This window comes from Streptomyces chlorus (assembly GCF_042655885.1).
Lineage (GTDB): Bacteria > Actinomycetota > Actinomycetes > Streptomycetales > Streptomycetaceae > Streptomyces > Streptomyces chlorus.
The window spans coordinates 13,201-30,418 of sequence record NZ_JBHSOA010000064.1 but is presented as its reverse complement, the minus strand read 5'-3'; the positions used below and the strand labels follow the sequence as shown (position 1 = coordinate 30,418).

The following is a 17,218-nucleotide window of genomic DNA, read 5'->3' as shown; positions in this document are numbered from 1 at the left end:
GGTGCCGCCCCGCGCCTCAGCGGCGCCCGGCCGCGCGGCGCAGGTGATGGCGTACCGCGCGGTGGGCGACCGGGCCGAGGTCGTCCAGGGCGGCGATGAGGATCCCGAGCTGCTCCAGGGAGTCCAGCGCCGCGCCCGCACCCGCCGGGTCCACCCCCTCGTACAGTTCGAGGCCCACGAAGGACGCCGCCACTGCGCGGGCGAGCCCGCCGGCGTCGGCGAACTCGCCGAACGGGGTGCCGGGCAGGATCCGTTCGAGGACCTTCTCGATCTCCACGATCCACAGGTCGAGCCCCGCCGACGTCGCCGCCTTCAGGCTGTCGTGGGTCTGCGCGCCGGCCAGCAGCTGCCCGAGCAGGGCCACCTGGCCCGCGGCGCGCTCCTCGTCGTGCATCTCCCGCCCGAAGGCGAGGAGTTCCGTGAGGGAACCGACCTCCGCGAGGCGGGTGCGGTAGCGGGCGACCCGCTGCTCGGCCCCGTGGCGGCAGGCGGCGGAGAGCAGTTCGTCCACCGAGCCGAAATGGTAGAAGACCAGCGCCTGGTTGACCCCGGCCGTCGTCGCGATCGCCCGCGCCGAGGCCTTGGCGATGCCCTGCTCGGCGAGCGTGCGCAGGGCGCCCTCCAGCAGTTTCGTCCTGGTGCTGTCGGCGGGGCTCACGCGCGCGGCTCCTCACGGACCGGACGCAGACCGGGGCGTACCCCGCACGCGCGGATGTCGCTGTAGACGGCGGTGAAGGAACCCTGGTAGCCGAAGAGCGGCCCGAAGCGGCGGTTGGTGACGTCGACCCGGATCCGGAAGCGGCCGGCGTGTTCGTCGTAGGACTCGCGCACCTCGGCCCTCGCGCCGACGATCTCGGGTACGCGCACGTCCACCGGTCCCTCCCGGAAGCGGTGCTCGCCCGAGCGGATCAGCAGGGAACCATCGGGTTCCGCGTGGAAGCGGAGTTCGGTGGCGAGGTGCTGGTGGGTGCCGAGGTAGTCGACGATGCGGTCGCTCCGGGGGCCGAGCACCATCTGGGCGTCGAAACGGCGGGGGCGGCCGGGCAGGTGGAAGGTGCGCACGAAGGTCACCGTCTCACGGCCGAAGCCGTCGGTGTACGGCACGTTCTCGATGGTGAAGGGGATGTGCCGGCCCTGCCGGGGGATCAGGATGTTCCGGGTCGCGCCGAGCGCCAGGAACGGCTTCACGAAGGCGCCGCCGTGCCAGACGCGGTCCATCACGCCGTGGCCCGTACAGGCCTCGCCGCTCGTCAGGCCGACGGAGAAGCGGCGTCGCAGCTCGGGGTGGAGGCGGTCGAAACCGGCGCCCATCACGGTATGGAAGATCGAGGTCACCGCGGAGTCTCCAGGGTGCTCAGCAGCCGGGGCACACGGGCCGGGGCCGGCGGGGTGCGCAGACAGCGGCGGGCGGCCGGGGTGCGGGCCGACGGCGGGGCGAGGAGCGCGGCGGCGATCGCCGCCACGAGGAGCAGCGGGGACAGGAAGGCTCCCGCGGGTCCGAGCAGGGCGACCGGCTTCAGGGCGAGGGCGGTTCCGGCGACGGCGGTCACCGCCGCCCGGAGCGCCAGTTCCGTCAGCCAGTTGCGGCGGGCGCGCTCGGGGGTGACGCCGTGCTCCAGCCAGATCCGGAGCCGGTCGAAGGACCAGGCCGTCGCCCAGCCCATCAAGGGACGCAGCACCAGCCGGTCCGCGAGCGCGCCGACGCCGCCCCAGCGGGTCCGGTAGTCGTACCCGGTCAGGAAACGCACCCCGTCCCCCTCCCCGCTCCCGTCGGGGACGTAACGCCAGTAACCGCTGCCGTCCGCGAGCAGGGAGAGCGGGTGCGGGCAGGAGAAGCGGAGCGCGGAGGTGCGGGTGCCGTCCGGGCGCTCCTTCTCACCGGCCGAGACGCCGGTGCCGGCGAGGGTGAGGAACGGCAGCACGCGCGTGGCGTAGCGGAAGTGCTGCGGATCGCCCCCGGCGCGCGGGAGGTGGCGGATCTCGGTGAAGCGCAGGTCCCAGCGCTGGTGCTCGGCCGGGTCCTGGGTGCGCGCCCACAGCTCGTCGAGATCCGCGTGGACGCGTGTCTCTCTGTACAGCCTCATGTCGCCCCCTGTCAGCAGCATGTTTGAGCGAGTGCTCAAATGCTGCGGTGGGGAGCGTACGTCGTTTTGAGCGAACGCTCAACGGTGGGGTGTCGCACGGGCTCCGATCGAAGGGCGAGACAGAGCTGACCGGCATGTGACCGGCCGGTAGGGTCTGGTGCGTGTCGAAGCCGCTCAGTCTCTCGTTCGATCCCATCGCCCGCGCCGACGAACTCTGGAAGCAGCGCTGGGGGAGCGTGCCGTCCATGGCCGCGATCACCTCGGTCATGCGCGCCCACCAGATCCTGCTGGCCGAGGTCGACGCGGTCGTCAAGCCGTACGGGCTCACCTTCGCGCGGTACGAGGCGCTGGTGCTGCTGACCTTCTCGAAGGCCGGCGAGCTGCCGATGTCCAAGATCGGCGAGCGGCTCATGGTGCATCCCACGTCCGTGACGAACACCGTGGACCGGCTGGTGCGGTCGGGTCTGGTCGCCAAGCGCCCCAACCCCAACGACGGCCGCGGCACCCTCGCGAGCATCACCGACCAGGGACGCGAGGTCGTCGAGGCGGCCACCGCCGACCTGATGGCGATGGACTTCGGCCTCGGCGCCTATGACGCCGCGGAGTGCACGGAACTGTTCGCGATGCTCCGGCCGCTGCGCCTCGCGGCGGGGGACTTCGCAGAGGAGTGAAGGGTGTCGCAGCGGTCGACCGGAAGATGCCGCTTGTAGTTCTGTTCGCGACATGGTGGCGGCAGATCAATCGCCGTTCTTGAACAACCGGTCGGCGAGCAGGAGCGCGAGGGGACCGGCGGGCAGGAGGAAACGGCCTTCGGCGGCTGCGGTGACGGCGTCGGTCAGGGGCCACCAGGTGAGTTTGAAGTCCTCTTCGGTGTCATTGAGTTCCTGAGGGCCGAGGGTGAGTTCCTCGGCGAGGTAGAGGGAGATCCGGGCGTCGCTTCCGAGGGTGATGGCGTAGGTGCCGAGGTGACGCCATTTCGCGGCGGTGACACCCGCTTCTTCCCGGAGCTCGCGGCGGGCACACTGCTCGGGTTTCTCACCGGGGTCCCGTCTGCCTCCCGGGAGGAACATCCCTCCGTGCTGGGCGTTGCGGGAGCTGAGGACGGCGACGCGTCCGCCCTCGTCGAGGGCGACGGTGACGGACGCGTCCTGAAGGTTCGCGCTGTTGGTCATGTGCTCAGTTCTGTCAGGTGGCCGGTGATGGTGTCGGCGAGTTCGCCGGGAGTGCGGTCGTCTGTGTCGATGATGACGGCCGTGGGATCGTCTGCCGCTGCTTTGTCGAAGTTCGCGCGGAGGCGTTCCAGGCGCCCGGGGACCGTGATCATGTCGTGGTCGTCCTGGTTGTAGTCCTTCTTGCCGGCCATTCGGGTGTGGAGCGTTCGGTTGGTGCACCGCAGATAGAACGTGCGGTCGGGGGCGGGGAGGTACGGGCGGAACGGGGCGAGCAGTTCCGTGACTTGAGGTATGTCGAGTTCGTGGACGGCAGAGTGGTAGGCGAGCACCGACGACACATAGCGGTCGGAGACCACGGGTCCGCGTTCGAGGTGGTTCCGGATGATGTCGGAGGCGTGGAGGACGCCGGAGAGATAGAACGCGAACTGCGGCAGGGCGTGCGTGTTCGCGTTCATGATCGGCGCCCACGGCATGTAGAAGTCGGGCACGGTATGCAGGGTTCAGGCGCTCCGCGAGAAGGCGGGCGAGGGTGGATTTCCCGATGCCGGAGATCCCTTCCAGGACGATGAACGGACCGTTCCCACGGGTGGGGGCGCCGGGAGTGTAGGCGCCGTACAGGGGGCTCACAAGGTGCCCTCGGTGAAAGCGGACAGGTGGCGTGCGACCGCCGAAGCGGTGTTCACCTGCTTGGCGAGGAAGGGCCGGAGGTCCAGGCGTAGATCATCACGCAGGAGACACGGCTGTACTCCACCGGCGTGGTCCATGCGCAGCGACCAGAGCCCTTCGACGCATCGTGGCTTGAGGGGGCAGGTACCGCACTGTCCGACATGGTGGCGCCCCAGGTCCCGCTGGATGATGTCGACCTCTACGCCGTCGACGCGGAAGACGCGGCGGCCCTGGCCGACTCCGGCGAACTCCTCGCGGTGTGGGACGGCAAGCCCGCCCGGGGCTTCGGCGGTACCGCGGACGTGGTCTCGTACGCGGAGCGGAGCGGCACCCCGGTGCGGGTCCTGTGGCCGGAGGGCGCCACCCGCTGATCACCACCGCAATGCGCTGGCCTGCACTTCCCGAGGGGCAGGCCGCCGAGCCGCCGACGATCTCGGAAGCAGCGCCAGGGAAGTGTGCCGACATTCGCCGCCCTCGGCCCGTTGCCTTGGGCAGCGGGACTTCGAGGCGAGTGACCCGGGACAAGATCTCCTGGAACGGCCCGTTACGCTCGTGCCATGAAGAAGAGCGTGCTGACCCGCTACCGGGTCATGGCCTACGTCACCGGTGTCCTGCTGGTCCTGCTGGTTTTCGGCATGATCGGCAAGTACGCGCTCAAGATGGACGGCGCGGCCGACTTCACGCAGGTGGTCAGCATCGCCCACGGCTGGCTGTACGTCATCTACCTGATCTTCGCCTTCGACCTCGGCTCCAAGCTGAAGTGGCCGGTCAAGAAGCAGATCTGGGTGCTGCTGGCCGGCACCGTTCCCACGGCGGCCTTCTTCGTGGAGCGCAGGATCAGCCGTGAGCTGGAGGCCGGGGCCGCCGACGGGGCGCCCGCGGTCGCCAAGGCGTAACGTTTCGGGCCTCGACACCGCCGCATGGAGCAGCGTGCGGCGGTCAGCCATCGACATTTACTAGGACGTCCAAGTAAATTCGAGGTATGGACGCTGACGCCATCGAGGAGGGCCGCCGTCGCTGGCAGGCCCGGTACGACGCCGCGCGCAAGCGCGACGCAGACTTCACCACGCTCTCCGGCGACCCCGTGGAGCCGGTGTACGGGCCCCGGCCCGGTGACGCCTACGAGGGGTTCGAGCGGATCGGCTGGCCGGGGGAGTACCCCTTCACCCGCGGCCTGTACCCGACCGGCTACCGGGGGCGCACCTGGACGATCCGGCAGTTCGCCGGGTTCGGGAACGCCGAGCAGACCAACGAGCGCTACAAGATGATCCTGGGCAACGGCGGCGGCGGGCTGTCCGTCGCCTTCGACATGCCCACGCTCATGGGACACGACTCCGACGACCCGCGCTCCCTGGGTGAGGTCGGGCACTGCGGGGTGGCCATCGACTCGGCCGCCGACATGGAGGTCCTGTTCAAGGACATCCCGCTCGGGGACGTGACGACCTCGATGACGATCAGCGGGCCGGCCGTGCCCGTCTTCTGCATGTACCTCGTCGCCGCCGAGCGCCAGGGCGTGGACCCCGCCGTGCTCAACGGCACGCTGCAGACGGACATCTTCAAGGAGTACATCGCCCAGAAGGAGTGGCTCTTTACGCCCGAGCCGCATCTGCGCCTCATCGGCGACCTGATGGAGCACTGCGCGGCCGGCATCCCTGCCTACAAGCCGCTCTCCGTCTCCGGCTACCACATCCGCGAGGCCGGATCGACGGCCGCCCAGGAGCTGGCGTACACGCTCGCGGACGGCTTCGGGTACGTGGAACTGGGGCTCAGCCGCGGACTCGACGTGGACGTGTTCGCCCCCGGCCTGTCCTTCTTCTTCGACGCACACCTCGACTTCTTCGAGGAGATCGCCAAGTTCCGCGCCGCGCGCCGCATCTGGGCCCGCTGGATGCGGGACGTGTACGGCGCGCAGAGCGAGAAGGCGCAGTGGCTGCGGTTCCACACCCAGACCGCGGGCGTCTCGCTGACCGCCCAGCAGCCGTACAACAACGTCGTGCGCACCGCCGTCGAGGCGCTCGCCGCTGTCCTCGGCGGGACCAACTCCCTGCACACCAACGCCCTGGACGAGACGCTCGCGCTGCCCAGCGAGCAGGCCGCCGAGATCGCCCTGCGCACCCAGCAGGTGCTCATGGAGGAGACCGGTGTCGCCAACGTGGCCGACCCGCTCGGCGGTTCCTGGTTCGTCGAACAGCTGACGGACCGGATCGAGGCGGACGCGGAGAGGATCTTCGAGCAGATCAAGGAACGCGGCCTGCGCGCCCACCCCGACGGGCGGCACCCGATCGGCCCCATCACCTCCGGCATCCTGCGCGGCATCGAGGACGGCTGGTTCACCGGCGAGATCGCCGAGGCGGCGTTCCGCTACCAGCAGTCCCTGGAGAAGGGCGACAAGAACGTCGTCGGCGTCAACGTCCACACCGGCTCGGTCACCGGCGACCTGGAGATCCTGCGGGTCAGCCACGAGGTGGAACGCGAGCAGGTACGCACCCTCGGCGAGCGCAAGGCCGCCCGCGACGACGCGGCGGTCCGCACGGCCCTGACCGCCATGCTCGACGCGGCCCGCTCCGGCGCCAACATGATCGAGCCGATGCTGGACGCGGTCCGCGCCGAGGCGACCCTGGGCGAGATCTGCGACGCGCTACGGGACGAGTGGGGGGTGTACACGGAGCCCGCGGGCTTCTGACCGGACGGCCGGACGGCTGAATGGCCGGACGGCTGAATGGCCGGGCGGCTGGATGCCCGGACGGCGCACGGGCCCGGTCCGGCAGCGGGGTGTCTCCCGCTACGGGCCGGTACCGGCCGCGACGAGGCCCGACAGCAGGACCCGGGTGAAGCCGTGCAGCCACTCCTCGTCCACCGGCTGCCCGCTGACCAGCGTGCGGTGCACCACCGCGCCGGCCACCATGTCGAAGATCAGGCCCACGGTGCGGGCCGCCTCGTCCGGGTCCGGCTCGGGCGGCAGCTCGCCGCGGTCCTGGGCGCGCGCCCGGCCGGTGCGGACCAGGCGCTTCTGCCGCTCGACGATCGAGACGCGGATGCGCTCGCGCAGCGCCTCGTCGAGGACGGACTCCGCGATCACCGCCATCAGCCCGCTTCTGGCCTCCGGGCGGGACAGCAGCGCCGCGAACTGCAGGACCACGCCCTCGATGTCCGCGGCGAGGCTGCCGCGGTCGGGGAGTTCGAGTTCGTCGAAGAGCTCGGCGACCGCGTCCACCACCAGTTCGTTCTTGCCCGCCCAGCGCCGGTAGAGGGTCGTCTTGGCGACCCCCGCGCGGCTCGCGACGTCGCCCAGGGTGAGCCCGGACCAGCCCAGTTCGACCAGCGCCTCCCGGGTCGCGGCCAGGATCGCGGCGTCGGCGGCGGCACTGCGCGGACGTCCGGGGCGGCCGGCGGTCGTGCGGCTCTGCATCGCACGACCATAACCGCCTCCCTGTGCGCGCTCGTATGCCTGCGCGTGTCCACGTACCCGTGCGTGTTCGGGTGTCCGTGAGGGAGATCACCGGGGCGGGGGGCTGCCTCGTACGCAGCACTCCGTATTACGCTACGACTCGTAGCGAAAGCGTGGGGTCACTCGGAGGCCGACGCGCTCGAGCGACGACCACCGGCGTGGGGTGGGGACCCGGCGTCCGACAGTGCGGCGACCAACAACGCCCGGACATCCGGGTTTTCGGGCGCTTTTCACAGACACGCGGGGGACGGGGGAGGATAGACGCATGCAGCCACGGAACATGTCCATGAGCGGAGTCGTCGACCTCGCCGCGGTGAAGGCGGCCCAAGAGGCCAAGACGAAGGCGGAGCAGGCCCGCGCGGAAGCGGTCCGGCAGGGTGGTGGGGGTGCCGTCTCCCCGGCCGACCTCGTCATCGACGTCGACGAGGCCGGCTTCGAGAGCGACGTCCTGCAGCGGTCCGCCGAGGTCCCGGTCGTCATCGACTTCTGGGCCGAGTGGTGCGAGCCCTGCAAGCAGCTGAGCCCCGTCCTGGAGCGGCTCGCCGTCGAGTACAACGGGCGCTTCCTCCTTGCCAAGGTCGACGTCGACGCCAACCAGATGCTGATGCAGCAGTTCGGGATCCAGGGCATCCCGGCGGTGTTCGCGGTGGTGGCCGGGCAGGCGCTGCCGCTCTTCCAGGGGGCCGCGGGCGAGGCGCAGATCCGCCAGACCCTGGACCAGTTGGTGCAGGTCGCCGAGGAGCGTTTCGGCCTGACCGGACTCACCGTCGACCCCGACGCCGTGCCCGGGGGCGGGGGTGGCGGCGCCGCCCCGGAGGCCGAGGAGCCCGTCGGTCCGTACGACGCCCTGCTGGAGGCCGCGGTGCAGGCGCTGGACGCCGGTGACCTGGGCGGCGCGATCCAGGCCTACAGGAACGTGCTCAGCGACGACCCGGGCAACCCGGAGGCGCAGCTGGGTCTCGCCCAGGCCGAACTGCTCCAGCGGGTGCAGGGCCTGGACCCGCAGCAGGTGCGTGCGGACGCCGCCGGCAACCCCAAGGACATCGGGGCGCAGATCACCGCCGCCGACCTGGACCTGGTGGGCGGTCATGTCGAGGACGCCTTCGGCCGGCTCATCGAGACGGTGGGGCGTACGGCGGGCGACGACCGCGATGCCGTACGGGTACGGCTGCTGGAGCTGTTCGAGGTGGTCGGCGCCGATGACCCGCGGGTCGTCGCCGCGCGCCGGGCACTGGCACGCGCCCTGTTCTGAACAGGGCGGGCACCTGGTTTCCGGCCCCCGAAAGGTGGTTTCCGGACGCGTGATGCCCGAGTGAAGGAATGGCCGACGGAGGCCGGTGCGGCCGCGCTTTGCTGAAACTTGGCAATCGCGGCCGCTGTTACTGCGAGTAAGTCGCCCGCGTTGATCTGTCGGATTCTGTCCACCGATCAACTGCTTTGTGAGCCCCCTCCAGGGCACCCAGGGTCGCCGTCCGGTACCGGCGAGTCGTCCCTCGACCATCCGGCCGTTACTGGCAAGTAACGAACCCCCTTGTGCAGGCGGCGAGAATGCACCACGATCGGCGACGCTCGGTCCCTTGCTCGTACCCCGACATCCGGTCGGGACGCGGGTGTTCCTGGGTCCCCACCGAGCAGAACCGGCGGCAGTGGAGCCGGTTCTTGGGCAGGGGGGTCTTCGCCCACCCGGTGAAGCCTGTCCAGCAGGTTGTGCGTGATGTGTGTCAGGCGCGACCAGTGGTTGTCGCTCGGGGGTGAGCGCCGGTGGTTCGGACGCTTCGTGCGCTGCCGAGCGCGGCGCTCTCCTTCCCGAGGACGTAGTGCTTCTCCCATCCCTGCCTGGCCGTCTGCCGACTGGCGGCGCGTCAGAGCAGGAGATGTACGTCCGAGAAGGAGGAAATATGGAGTCCCAGGTGCGTGGCGGGACCAGATGGAAGCGGTTCGCCGTGGTCATGGTGCCCAGCGTGGTCGCCACGGCCGCGGTGGGCGTCGGCCTGGCGCAGGGTGCCCTCGCGGCGTCGTTCAGCGTGTCGGGCCAGGATTTCAAGGTGACGGCCGATCGCCTCGAGGGCTGGGGTTTTGCCCAGTACGGCGGTATCGACACCGGTTACTCGTCTACCGCGGGTGACGAGAAGACCCAGCACCCGGTGGCGATCTCGTCGTTCGACCGTGCCGAGATCACCAAGATGTGCCAGTCCGTCAAGACGAAGATTCCCGGCATAGGGACGATCTACCTTCGTCTGGACGCGGGTCCGAACGAGAAGAACAAGGTCGAGGCCAAGAACCTCTACATCGACGTTGCTCAGCTCGAGGCCGATGCGACCTTCACCAACATCGACATCGGTGTCGCGGTCAAGGACAAGACCCGCGGACCCGCGGTGAAGCAGGGCGAGAGCGTACTGCCGGGCGGCTTCGCCCAGCAGGCGGAGAAGGCCGACCTCACCAACGTCAAGCAGACGGCGTGGGCGACCACGGCCGGGACGTTCAAGCTCAGCGGCCTGAAGATGCGTCTGGGCACGGACCCCAAGATGGAGTGCTACTGACGGTCTCCGCTCCGGAGACGTCCTCGGCCGGCTGAGCGGCCGAGTGGGGGGGGCGGAGAAGCGGTCGCTTCTCCGCCCCCACACCCAGCCCGGTGCTTCGTACCCGGGTGTTCGCACAGACTCAGACATTCCGGCTTCTCCACCCCCAGGCCGAGCCGGTAGGTAACTTCACCGGACCAGGGAGCTGTATTCCATGAGTGCCGAGACTCCGGTCCAGAGCGCCGGGACTTTCACCCGGCTGCGTCTGCGATTCCGTGACTGGCGGGGCCACCGGCCGTTCTGGGCGGGCCTGTTCACCCTGCTCGGCGGGGTGCCCATCGCCTACTTCCCCTACGCCACGCTGAAGCTGGGCCACATGTCGATCGCCATGGCGACGACCGCCGGCGCGGGCTCTCTGATCATCGGTGTCCTGCTGATCACGCTGGGTCTGACCATGTGGTTCCAGCAGGCCACCCGCATCTTCGCCGGTGTGGCGTCGATCCTCCTGGCCCTGGTGTCCCTCGTGGTCTCCAACATAGGTGGCCTCGGGGCCGGCTACCTGCTCGCGATGATCGGCGGTGCGCTGGCCCTGGCCTGGGTGCCGGACAAGCCGCAGAGCGAGGCGGGCGGGCGCTGGAAGTTCTTCGGTGGACCGTCCGGCAACGGTGCTCGCAAGGACGTCCCCCAGGGCACGCCCGAGGGCACCGCGGGCGCGGCGGGGCAGCCGCATCCGCCGTACGAGGCCGGCGAGCTCGGGGAGGCGGACGACGCCCGGATCGAGGACCGCGACAGGGGACACCGTGTCGGCTGACGAGATGCGCGACCGGAGCGCTGCCGCGGCCCTGACCCCGGACAGAAGAGGGCCACGCCACGCGGCCCCCAGGAAGCCGCTGTTCACCAGGTTCCACATGCCTGCCGGGAAGGCGATAGCCCTCGCGGCGATGCCGACCGCGGTCCTGATGGGCATGGGGTTCACGCCGACGCTGGCCCAGGCCGACGAGCAGCCGAAGTCCAGGAGCCTGACCGCCGACGAGTACAAGGACTGCGTGGCGGCCCTGGAGGACACCGAGGACGGCGCGCCCTCCTCGGCCGGCCCGTCCGCGTCGGCGAGTGACACGGCCTCCCCCGACGAGGAGGCCCCCGCCACGGAACCGAGCCCCTCGGTCTCCGCCGGCGACGACCCGGCCGAGGACTCCGGTACGGGCACGGGCACGGGCACGGGCACGGGCACGGGCAAGAACTCGTCCTCTTCGCCGGATTCAGGTTCCGACGGCAAGGACGGCAAGAACGAGGCCGCGCCCGCCCCCTCCGAAGCCTCCGGCGACGGGGCCGAGGAGCCCGATCCGTCCCCCTCGGAGACCGACCGCAACGCCCTGGAGGAGGTCGGCGACGCCCTCACCGACCTCCTCACCCCGAAGGACAAGAAGACCGACGAGGCAACCGCGAGCCCCGCCCCGTCGGCCTCCGCGTCCGCCACGGGCAGCGCCGCAGAGGACGAGGCGGACACGGCGGAGGAATCCGCCGGGAAAGCCACCGAGAAGGCCGCCGAAGCCGCCGAGGACGCCGCCGAGGAACCCGCCGACCCGGCGGACGAGGCAGCCGGAGGGGCGGCGGAGGAGGAGGAACCCGCTGCGGAGGCCGGCGAGGCCACCGCGACCCCGGAGGCCACCGCCTCGCCGAGCCCCTCCGCGAGCGCCACGACCGACGTCGACGACTGCCCGGTCGCCACCGACGCCGAGGGCGGGGTCGACAACAAGATCCTGCTGCCCGAGGACCCGTGGTTCCTGAACGCCAGCTCGCTGACGCTGAAGGGCGCCGACTACCAGGGCATCGTCGAGGTGCGGACCGCGAGCGGCAAGACCAAGAAGGTCCTGAAGTACGTCATCTCCAAGGGCACCGACATCGGCGACCTGCACCAGACGGTCGAGGACAAGATGTCCGGCAAGACCCACCACGTGCAGGCGGCCAAGGGGTCGATGTCCACCATCCGCGACGGCGACACCGTGATGTACACGGAGAGCATCTCCGGCAAGCTGCTCGGGCTGATCCCGGTCACCTTCGACCCGGAGAACCCGCCGCCGCTCAACATCCCCCTGATCCACTTCACGGATGTGACGGTCCAGCAGGCCGGCCAGTTCGGCGGGACCCTGCACATCCCCGGGCTGCGCCAGTACATCGACTGAGTACCGGCCGGAGCATCCGGCCGGGCACCCGTCAGAACCCTTCCGGGAGCCGCGGAAGACACCGAGGGCGCCCCTGCTTTCCCAGGGGCGCCCTCGGTGTCCGTGCACGTGCTGCGCGGATCAGCTCGTCGCGTCGCCCATGTGGTGGACGCGGACCATGTTGGTGGTGCCGGGGACGCCGGGCGGGGAGCCGGCGGTGATCACCACGATGTCGCCCTCGTCGAAGCGGTGCAGCCGGACCAGTTCCTGCTGGACCAGGTCGACCATCTCGTCCGTGCTGTTCACGAACGGCACGACGTGCGACTCCACGCCCCAGCTGAGCGTGAGCTGGTTGCTGGTGGACTCGTCGGTGGTGAACGCCAGGATCGGCTGGCTCGCGCGGTAGCGGGACAGCCGGCGGGCGGTGTCGCCGGACTGGGTGAAGGCCACCAGGCCCTTGCCGCCGAGGAAGTCGGCGATCTCGGCGGCGGCACGGGCCACCGAACCACCCTGCGTGCGCGGCTTCTTGCCGGGCACCAGCGGCTGCAGGCCCTTGGACAGCAGCTCCTGCTCGGCCGCCTGGACGATCTTCGACATCGTCCGCACGGTCTCGTTCGGGTACGCGCCCACGCTCGACTCGGCCGACAGCATGACCGCGTCCGCGCCGTCCAGGATCGCGTTGGCCACGTCGGAGGCCTCGGCGCGGGTCGGGCGCGAGTTGGTGATCATCGACTCCATCATCTGGGTCGCCACGATCACCGGCTTCGCGTTGCGCCGGCAGAGCTCGATCAGGCGCTTCTGCACCATCGGGACCTTCTCGAGCGGGTACTCGACGGCGAGGTCGCCGCGGGCGACCATCACACCGTCGAACGCCATCACGACGTCCTCCATGTTCTCCACCGCCTGCGGCTTCTCCACCTTGGCGATGACGGGCACCCGGCGGCCCTCCTCGTCCATCACGCGGTGGACGTCGGCGACGTCCTTGGCGTCCCGGACGAAGGACAGGGCGACCATGTCGCAGCCCATGCGCAGCGCGAACCGCAGGTCCTCGATGTCCTTCTCGGACAGCGCGGGCACGTTCACGGCCGTGCCGGGCAGGTTGATGCCCTTGTGGTCGGAGATGACGCCGCCCTCGATGACGATCGTCCTGACCCGGGAGCCCTCGACGTCCAGCACCTTCAGCTCGACGTTGCCGTCGTTGATCAGCACCTGGTCGCCGCGGGAGACATCACCGGGCAGGCCCTTGTAGGTCGTCCCGCAGATCGTCCGGTCGCCCGGGACGTCCTCGGTGGTGATGGTGAACTCGTCACCGCGCGTCAGCTCGACGGGACCCTCGGCGAAGGTCTCCAGACGGATCTTCGGGCCCTGGAGGTCGGCGAGGACACCGATGGCCCTGCCCGTCTCCTTGGCGGCGGCACGGACCCTGTCGTACCTGCCCTGGTGTTCGGCGTGCGAGCCGTGGCTGAAGTTGAAGCGGGCCACGTTCATGCCGGATTCGATCAGAGCGACGAGCTGCTCGTGGGAGTCGACCGCGGGGCCGAGAGTACAGACGATTTTGGAACGGCGCATGGGACGATCCTATCGGTTTGTTTCGCTCCGGAATATTCCGTCTGGCGGAAGATACATATGAGGAAGCGGCTGCTCAATTGCGCTTTCCGGCCAGTGCGTAGGTCTGTGTGGCGATCTCCATTTCCTCGTCCGTCGGGACCACGGCGACCGCGACCCGCGCACCCTCGGGCGAGACCAGCCGCGGCCCGACGCCGCGCGCGCCGTTGCGCTCGGCGTCGATCTCCAGGCCCAGCCCGGCCAGGCCCGCCACGGCCGCCTCCCGCACCGGTGCGGCGTTCTCACCGACCCCGGCGGTGAACGCCACCGCGTCCACCCGGCCGAGAACGGCGTAATAGGCGCCGATGTACTTCTTCAGACGGTGAATGTAGATGTCGAACGCGAGCTTCGCCTCTTCGTCACCCGCGTCGACCCGGCGGCGGATCTCCCGCATGTCGTTGTCACCGCACAGGCCGACCAGACCGCTCTTCTTGTTGAGAAGAGTGTCGATCTCGTCGACGGACATTCCGCCAACGCGCGTCAAATGGAAGATGACGGCCGGGTCCATGTCTCCCGACCGGGTACCCATCACCAGCCCTTCCAAGGGCGTCAGCCCCATCGAGGTGTCCACGCACCTCCCGCCCCGCACCGCCGAGGCGGACGCCCCGTTGCCCAGGTGCAGCACGATGACGTTCACATCCTCGGACGCCTTCCCGAGCAGCCGGGCCGTCTGACGGGACACGTACGCGTGCGAGGTGCCGTGGAAGCCGTAGCGGCGGATCCGGTGCTCGTCGGCGGTCCGCACGTCGATCGCGTAGCGGGCGGCCGACTCCGGCATCGTGGTGTGGAAGGCGGTGTCGAAGACGGCGACCTGCGGCAGGTCCGGGCGCAGCGCCATCGCGGTGCGGATGCCCGTCAGGTTGGCCGGGTTGTGCAGCGGGGCAACCGGGATGAGCCGCTCGATCTCGGCGAGCACCGCGTCGTCGATGACGGTCGGCTCCGTGAAGTGCATCCCGCCGTGCACCACCCGGTGCCCGATCGCGGCCAGCTCGGGGGAGTCCAGCCCCAGCCCGTCGACTGCCAGCTCCTCGGCCATCGCCTTCAGGGCGGCCTCGTGGTCCGCGACCGGACCGGTCCGCTCCCTGGGCTCCCCGCCCGACGCCGACGGCGTGTGCCGGACCAGCGAGGTCCGCTCACCGATCCGCTCGACCAGGCCGGACGCGAGCCGGCTGCGGTCGTTCATCTCCAGCAGCTGGTACTTCACCGACGAGGAACCGGAGTTGAGGACGAGGACACGAGAAGGAGGGGCCGAGCGCAGCTCGTCGGGCAGGGCGGTGACGGGTGACGGGTGGGCGCTCACTGGGTGGCTGCCTTCTCGCTCGGGGCTGACGCCGGGGCGGGGGACTGGGCCTGGATGGCCGTGATGGCGACGGTGTTCACGATGTCCTGGACGAGGGCGCCCCGGGACAGGTCGTTGACCGGCTTGCGCAGACCCTGGAGCACCGGGCCGACCGCGACCGCGCCGGCCGAGCGCTGCACGGCCTTGTAGGTGTTGTTGCCGGTGTTCAGGTCGGGGAAGATCAGCACGGTCGCCTGCCCGGCGACCTCGGAGTCCGGCAGCTTGGTCGCCGCGACCGACGGCTCCACGGCCGCGTCGTACTGGATCGGCCCCTCGACCCGCAGGTCGGGGCGGCGCGCGCGGACCAGCTCGGTCGCCTCGCGCACCTTGTCGACGTCGGCGCCGGAGCCCGACGTACCCGTCGAGTACGACAGCATCGCGATCCGCGGCTCCACCCCGAACCGCGCGGCCGTGGCCGCCGACTGCACGGCGATGTCGGCGAGCTGCTCGGCGTCCGGGTCGGGGTTGACCGCGCAGTCGCCGTAGACCAGGACCCGGTCGGCCAGGCACATGAAGAAGACGGACGAGACGATCGACGCATCCTGCCGGGTCTTGATGATCTCGAAGGCCGGCCGGATGGTCGTGGCCGTGGAGTGCACCGAGCCGGACACCATGCCGTCGGCGAGCCCTTCCTGCACCATCAGCGTGCCGAAGTAGTTCACGTCCGAGACGACGTCGTAGGCCAGTTCGACGCTGACGCCCCGGTGCGTGCGCAGGGCGGCGTACTTCTCGGCGAAGGCGTCGCGCAGCTCGGAGGTGGCCGGGTCGATCAGCTGGGTGTCGCCGAGGTCGATGCCGAGGTCGGCGGCCTGCTTGTGGATGCGGTCGACCGGCCCGAGCAGGGTGAGGTCGCACACGCCCCGGCGCATCAGCACCTCGGCCGCGCGCAGCACCCGCTCCTCGTCGCCCTCGGGCAGGACGACCCGCTTCAGGTCGGAGCGGGCCTGTTCGAGCAGCTTGTGCTCGAACATCATCGGCGTCACCCGGTCGCTGCTGGGCGCGGAGACCCGCCGGGTGAGTTCGGCGGTGTCGGCGTACCGCTCGAAGAGGCCGAGCGCGGTCTCCGCCTTGCGCGGGGTGGCCGCGTTCAGCTTCCCCTCCAGGGAGAACAGCTGCTCGGCGGTGGGGAAGCTGTTGCCGGGCACCGACAGCACCGGGGTGCCGGGGGCGAGGCGGGCGGCGAGGGTGAGGATGCGGTCGCCGGGCACCTCGTCCAGGGTGAGCAGCACGCCCGCTATCGGCGGGGTGCCGGCGCTGTGCGCGGCCAGCGTGCCGACGACCAGATCGGCGCGGTCGCCCGGGGTGACGACCAGGCAGCCGGGGGTCAGGGCGGCGAGGAGGTTGGGCAGCATGGCGCCGCCGAAGACGAAGTCCATGGCGTCGCGGGCCAGTCCGGAGTCGTCGCCGAGCACCACCTTCGCGCCGAGGGTGTGGGCGATCTGGGCCACCGTGGGGGCGGCGAGCGCGGGTTCGTCGGGGACGACGTAGCAGGGCACGGGCAGCCGGGAGGCGAGCCGCTCGGCGATCTCGTCGCGGTCCTCGCGGGCGACCCGGTTGACCACCATGGCGAGCACGTCGCAGCCCCGGTTGTGGTAGGCGCGGTAGGCGTTGCGGGTCTCGTCGCGCACCGACTCGGAGGTCTGCCTGCGGCCGCCCACCACCGGGATCACCGAGGCGCCGAACTCGTTGGCGAGGCGGGCGTTCAGGGACAGCTCGTCGGGGAACTGGGTGTCGGCGTAGTCGGTGCCGAGGACGAGGACGACGTCGTACTCGCGGGCGACCAGGTGGAACCGGTCGACCAGCGTCGACACCAGTTCGTCGGGGCCGCGTTCGGCCTGGAGGGCGGACGCCTCCTGGTAGTCCATGCCGTAGACGGTCGCCGGGTCCTGGGTGAGCCGGTAGCGGGCGCGCAGCAGCTCGAAGAGGCGGTCCGGGCCGTCGTGCACCAGGGGACGGAAGACGCCCACCCGGTCGACCTGCCGGGTCAGGAGTTCCATCACTCCCAGGTCGACGACCTGGCGGCCGTCGCCACGGTCGATGCCGGTGACGTACACACTGCGGGTCACGCGTGCTCCGTTTCGTCGGGGTCTCGCGGTGCTTTTGGCCCTGCGGACCGGAGCCCTCCCGGCGCCGGCCGACACCCGCCCGCCGGGGTGGGCGGATCCTCCTCGACAGTACCTCCGCCGCTGGTGGGGGTGCCCGGCCGAGGGGCCGGGCACGCGG

The 17,218-nt window shown here is 70.5% G+C and carries 17 protein-coding genes; 8 read left to right on the top strand and 9 right to left on the bottom strand.

Translation table 11 applies throughout. The annotated features are described in order from the left end of the window. Positions 1 to 16 precede the first annotated feature (16 nt). From ACFPZI_RS27285 to ACFPZI_RS27275, 3 genes are read right to left on the bottom strand one after another with little or no spacing between them, the layout of a single operon-like run. On the bottom strand, positions 17 to 658 hold the full coding sequence (locus ACFPZI_RS27285; protein ID WP_381368198.1) for a TetR/AcrR family transcriptional regulator: 642 nt from the start codon (positions 656 to 658) through the stop codon (positions 17 to 19). Continuing rightward, positions 655 to 1,335: a DUF4166 domain-containing protein gene (locus ACFPZI_RS27280; RefSeq protein WP_381368195.1), complete on the bottom strand. Its 681-nt coding sequence runs from the start codon at positions 1,333 to 1,335 to the stop codon at positions 655 to 657. The genes ACFPZI_RS27285 and ACFPZI_RS27280 overlap by 4 nt, the downstream gene beginning before the upstream one ends. Next, a complete protein-coding gene (locus ACFPZI_RS27275; RefSeq protein ID WP_381368192.1) occupies positions 1,332 to 2,084 on the bottom strand; it encodes a hypothetical protein in 753 nt (250 codons plus the stop codon). The genes ACFPZI_RS27280 and ACFPZI_RS27275 overlap by 4 nt, the downstream gene beginning before the upstream one ends. 161 nt (positions 2,085 to 2,245) lie before the next feature. Between ACFPZI_RS27275 and ACFPZI_RS27270 the strand changes: the two genes are divergently transcribed. Further along, the gene (locus tag ACFPZI_RS27270; protein ID WP_381368189.1) at positions 2,246 to 2,755 is read left to right on the top strand and encodes a MarR family winged helix-turn-helix transcriptional regulator; all 510 of its coding nucleotides are present in this window, start codon (positions 2,246 to 2,248) and stop codon (positions 2,753 to 2,755) included. Between the two features lie 66 nt (positions 2,756 to 2,821). On the opposite strand, the gene ACFPZI_RS27265 is transcribed toward ACFPZI_RS27270, so the two are convergent. Next, on the bottom strand, positions 2,822 to 3,256 hold the full coding sequence (locus tag ACFPZI_RS27265; RefSeq protein ID WP_381368186.1) for an NUDIX hydrolase: 435 nt from the start codon (positions 3,254 to 3,256) through the stop codon (positions 2,822 to 2,824). Then, positions 3,253 to 3,744, bottom strand: coding sequence for a dTMP kinase (locus tag ACFPZI_RS27260; RefSeq protein WP_381368183.1), 492 nt, complete (start codon positions 3,742 to 3,744; stop codon positions 3,253 to 3,255). The genes ACFPZI_RS27265 and ACFPZI_RS27260 overlap by 4 nt, the downstream gene beginning before the upstream one ends. Before the next feature lie 339 nt (positions 3,745 to 4,083). Between ACFPZI_RS27260 and ACFPZI_RS27255 the strand changes: the two genes are divergently transcribed. The 3 genes from ACFPZI_RS27255 (at position 4,084) to ACFPZI_RS27245 (ending at position 6,605) form a co-directional block, all read left to right on the top strand. Then, positions 4,084 to 4,293 (top strand): hypothetical protein, encoded by a 210-nt coding sequence (locus ACFPZI_RS27255; protein WP_381368576.1) that lies wholly within the window; start codon positions 4,084 to 4,086, stop codon positions 4,291 to 4,293. 186 nt (positions 4,294 to 4,479) lie between these two features. Further along, entirely contained in the window at positions 4,480 to 4,818 is a 339-nt protein-coding gene (locus ACFPZI_RS27250; RefSeq protein WP_381368181.1) for a DUF3817 domain-containing protein, read from the top strand. Positions 4,819 to 4,904: 86 nt separating this feature from the next. Beyond that, a complete protein-coding gene (locus ACFPZI_RS27245; protein ID WP_381368178.1) occupies positions 4,905 to 6,605 on the top strand; it encodes an acyl-CoA mutase large subunit family protein in 1,701 nt (566 codons plus the stop codon). Positions 6,606 to 6,704: 99 nt separating this feature from the next. Here the strand turns inward: ACFPZI_RS27245 and ACFPZI_RS27240 are convergent, their stop codons facing one another. Next, positions 6,705 to 7,331, bottom strand: a complete 627-nt coding sequence (locus ACFPZI_RS27240) for a TetR/AcrR family transcriptional regulator (RefSeq protein WP_381368175.1) — start codon at positions 7,329 to 7,331, stop codon at positions 6,705 to 6,707. Between the two features lie 304 nt (positions 7,332 to 7,635). Between ACFPZI_RS27240 and ACFPZI_RS27235 the strand changes: the two genes are divergently transcribed. From ACFPZI_RS27235 to ACFPZI_RS27220, 4 genes are all read left to right on the top strand, one after another. After that, on the top strand, positions 7,636 to 8,622 hold the full coding sequence (locus ACFPZI_RS27235) for a tetratricopeptide repeat protein (protein WP_381368172.1): 987 nt from the start codon (positions 7,636 to 7,638) through the stop codon (positions 8,620 to 8,622). A gap of 646 nt (positions 8,623 to 9,268) precedes the next feature. Next, positions 9,269 to 9,910, top strand: a complete 642-nt coding sequence (locus ACFPZI_RS27230) for a DUF6230 family protein (protein ID WP_381368169.1) — start codon at positions 9,269 to 9,271, stop codon at positions 9,908 to 9,910. A 193-nt stretch (positions 9,911 to 10,103) separates the two neighbouring features. Continuing rightward, on the top strand, positions 10,104 to 10,700 hold the full coding sequence (locus ACFPZI_RS27225; RefSeq protein WP_381368167.1) for a DUF6114 domain-containing protein: 597 nt from the start codon (positions 10,104 to 10,106) through the stop codon (positions 10,698 to 10,700). Then, a complete protein-coding gene (locus ACFPZI_RS27220) occupies positions 10,690 to 12,072 on the top strand; it encodes a hypothetical protein (protein ID WP_381368164.1) in 1,383 nt (460 codons plus the stop codon). The genes ACFPZI_RS27225 and ACFPZI_RS27220 overlap by 11 nt, the downstream gene beginning before the upstream one ends. A gap of 120 nt (positions 12,073 to 12,192) precedes the next feature. Here the strand turns inward: ACFPZI_RS27220 and pyk are convergent, their stop codons facing one another. From pyk to pta, 3 genes are all read right to left on the bottom strand, one after another. After that, complete coding sequence (pyk, locus tag ACFPZI_RS27215; protein WP_381368161.1) at positions 12,193 to 13,620, bottom strand: pyruvate kinase; 1,428 nt, start codon at positions 13,618 to 13,620, stop codon at positions 12,193 to 12,195. A gap of 73 nt (positions 13,621 to 13,693) precedes the next feature. After that, a complete protein-coding gene (locus ACFPZI_RS27210) occupies positions 13,694 to 14,956 on the bottom strand; it encodes an acetate kinase (RefSeq protein ID WP_381368158.1) in 1,263 nt (420 codons plus the stop codon). Beyond that, entirely contained in the window at positions 14,953 to 17,061 is a 2,109-nt protein-coding gene (gene pta / locus ACFPZI_RS27205) for a phosphate acetyltransferase (protein WP_381368155.1), read from the bottom strand. The genes ACFPZI_RS27210 and pta overlap by 4 nt, the downstream gene beginning before the upstream one ends. Positions 17,062 to 17,218 lie beyond the last annotated feature (157 nt).

Coding starts and splice junctions, on each gene's coding strand:
- ACFPZI_RS27275 (WP_381368192.1), bottom strand. CDS start 2,084: ATGAGGCTGTACAGAGAGACACGCGTCCACGCGGATCTCGACGAGCTG.
- ACFPZI_RS27265 (WP_381368186.1), bottom strand. CDS start 3,256: ATGACCAACAGCGCGAACCTTCAGGACGCGTCCGTCACCGTCGCCCTC.
- ACFPZI_RS27255 (WP_381368576.1), top strand. CDS start 4,084: ATGGTGGCGCCCCAGGTCCCGCTGGATGATGTCGACCTCTACGCCGTC.
- ACFPZI_RS27250 (WP_381368181.1), top strand. CDS start 4,480: ATGAAGAAGAGCGTGCTGACCCGCTACCGGGTCATGGCCTACGTCACC.
- ACFPZI_RS27245 (WP_381368178.1), top strand. CDS start 4,905: ATGGACGCTGACGCCATCGAGGAGGGCCGCCGTCGCTGGCAGGCCCGG.
- ACFPZI_RS27240 (WP_381368175.1), bottom strand. CDS start 7,331: ATGCAGAGCCGCACGACCGCCGGCCGCCCCGGACGTCCGCGCAGTGCC.
- ACFPZI_RS27235 (WP_381368172.1), top strand. CDS start 7,636: ATGCAGCCACGGAACATGTCCATGAGCGGAGTCGTCGACCTCGCCGCG.
- ACFPZI_RS27230 (WP_381368169.1), top strand. CDS start 9,269: ATGGAGTCCCAGGTGCGTGGCGGGACCAGATGGAAGCGGTTCGCCGTG.
- ACFPZI_RS27225 (WP_381368167.1), top strand. CDS start 10,104: ATGAGTGCCGAGACTCCGGTCCAGAGCGCCGGGACTTTCACCCGGCTG.
- pyk (WP_381368161.1), bottom strand. CDS start 13,620: ATGCGCCGTTCCAAAATCGTCTGTACTCTCGGCCCCGCGGTCGACTCC.